Source organism: Deltaproteobacteria bacterium, assembly GCA_019309045.1.
In the GTDB taxonomy this organism is placed as follows: domain Bacteria; phylum Desulfobacterota; class Syntrophobacteria; order BM002; family BM002; genus JAFDGZ01.
Window position 1 is genome coordinate 1 of the sequence record JAFDGZ010000205.1, and the last position, 2,341, is coordinate 2,341.

The 2,341-nt window shown below is 45.8% G+C and carries 2 protein-coding genes; both read right to left on the bottom strand.

Annotation, left to right across the window (positions count from 1 at the left end; translation table 11 throughout):
• Window positions 1-525 precede the first annotated feature (525 nt).
• The gene (locus JRI89_17815) at window positions 526-1,137 is read right to left on the bottom strand and encodes a hypothetical protein (GenBank protein ID MBW2073089.1); all 612 of its coding nucleotides are present in this window, start codon (window positions 1,135-1,137) and stop codon (window positions 526-528) included.
• Window positions 1,138-2,112: 975 nt separating this feature from the next.
• Entirely contained in the window at window positions 2,113-2,307 is a 195-nt protein-coding gene (locus tag JRI89_17820) for a hypothetical protein (protein ID MBW2073090.1), read from the bottom strand.
• Window positions 2,308-2,341 lie beyond the last annotated feature (34 nt).

The following is a 2,341-nucleotide window of genomic DNA, read 5'->3' on the forward strand; positions in this document are numbered from 1 at the left end:
GAATTGCCCCCTTTACCAACTCAATTCGGCCAGAAACTGATTAATCTCATCTATGCTCTGCAAGCTTAATTCATCCTTGTCCAGGAATTTCGCGATTTTAACGGCCATTTGCCTATTAATTTTCATCCACATGGCCCTCTGCGTCTATTACGACAAACCCGCTCCACTCCCAATTTCGGGCTGTGCACCCGATACAGAAATTACGAAATTCATATAGACCGGGACCCTGCATTTCGAATCCTATTGTTCCCGACCTGCCAGATCTTGACAAGTGAGACTCATCACGAGGACAGAACTCTCGCTCGAAATGATATTGGGGGTGCGTGCCAGTGATTTTCGCAATCCAGGCGTCATTGCCATATCCGCCGCCACGAACGCGGGTCACACTCCATTTATCTCCAATTTTTGTACCAGCGATTACGATAGCCATTGTATTACCTCCTTCTTTTATTGTGTGTCATTGTCTGAGACTCCAATGCCACCAGCAGGGCGCTAGACTAGGGTAATTCAGGCAAAACAACCGGGCTAAAAACCCAATACTGCACATAGTTCAGTCGGATCCATAGCCATCAAACGTTGAAAGCTGGCCCGCGTGCATACCAAGCCCTCAACCTTAGCCAACTTTGCCTCATTGAAAGGGATATTTGCGCGCTCCAGAACCAGGGCACAAGCCATCCCTAACAATAATTGATCAGAATAGCAATCCTTGATCAACCAGAACCAGCAATTGTTCCAGGTAGAGATGCGACCCAGGTAATATCGTAGATCGGTATCGACTGACGCCAAATATCTCACCGCCTGGTCGGTAGGGTAGGTAAGAACAAATTGATCATTAGGGGACAAATCCCAGCTATCACTGCCCCACAAATGGTCCTGGAACTGGAACATGAAAGACCAGGCTTGTTGGTAGGCGATTTCAAAGGTTTCTGATAGCGAAAAATCGCCTGTGCCGCACCGCTGACGATATTCCATGATTGGCTCATAGGTATCTACTTCCCAATAATTGGACGGTACTAATTCCCAGAGTCCACAACCCATTTCATCGGTGCGAAAATATTTTTTACGTCCATTACGGACGACATCCAACTCATAACCATGTTCATCATAAGGGATTAGGCTTAGTTTCAATTTGATCATGATGTTCTCCTCCGTTGTAATTGTGATCCATGCATCATGGATGTCTGAGTGTATAGCTGTCTGATGGACTTCTACCGGTAGTCTTTCAGACCTGTTCGACAACCGGAGATCCGATTGGTGTGCATCGAATCTTTAGCAGCTTACGATACATACAGGATCCCGGTCTTGCAACGATTATCTCTCCAGAATTGTTGGCCGGGATACAGGTAAGGTTCATTCCAGGACTTGTAGAGTCAGGTAATGCATTCCCGTGTGTTTCGGTGCAGCCCCGCATACCGGTCATTGTTTCCCTGGAAAGAATACGTGAGGTACAAGGTTTATCCATCTATCAATCAAAAATTCATTCATAAGCCTCCTTTCTTATTCTTTCTACATTGTGCAGTTTCCAACTAAAAACCAGCTTGTTGCACTACTTTGATATAGCCAGTTTGCATGAGATTCTCCAATATCTGCAAATCAATCCACATCATTTATTCGGTTTGGAAGGTGCTGAGCCACTTGCGCTTGCTCCTGTTTTGTTATAGCCACCTACAGTCACTTTTTTGCGCCTAATACAAAAATGCTCTCAGGCAGCCGCATCTCATCCAAAAATTTGCTTTGCGGAGAGATACACAACAGTTTCCTAAATTGATATAGCCAGTTTATTGGGGTATTCTCTAATATCTGCTAATCAATTCACAGTGGCTATTCGGTTTTTAAGGTGCTGAGTCACTTGGGACAGCTTCTGTATTGTTATAGCCACCTGATCCCAGGCTTTGTTTCAAAACAGAAATTTCCTTCGGACAGCGGAACTGTTGTTCACTTCGTTTCTTTATTAGAATTTGTTTGTGAGATAGACGCGCAAACCCGGCGCGTCGCAATTTTCCTTGGAGAAAAGCGACCACACCGGGTCGTGATACATTCCCCACTGGTATGTGCAGCAGAAGGCCTCATCAGTTTTCACAGGGGATGAGGCCAAACAGCCATCAGAAATGTTTACCCATTATCCCCATTGAGCAACTCCTCAACCGCCGCCCTTCCAGCATAGACCTTGGCCCATTCCCCAACGCCCAAGGTTTTTATTCCGTACACCTTGCACCATTTGCGGACCGCCGTTTCACTGACCCCCATGATCTCCCCGATTTTGAGATTCGAGTAACGGGTGACTAAGACGGCAAGAATCGCTTTCAACTTATTTTCCGAACCTTTGATGCCAGATAGATCA

Bases quoted from the DNA above. Each gene is read 5' to 3' on its own strand.
- JRI89_17815 (MBW2073089.1), bottom strand. From the start codon at position 1,137: ATGATCAAATTGAAACTAAGCCTAATCCCTTATGATGAACATGGTTAT.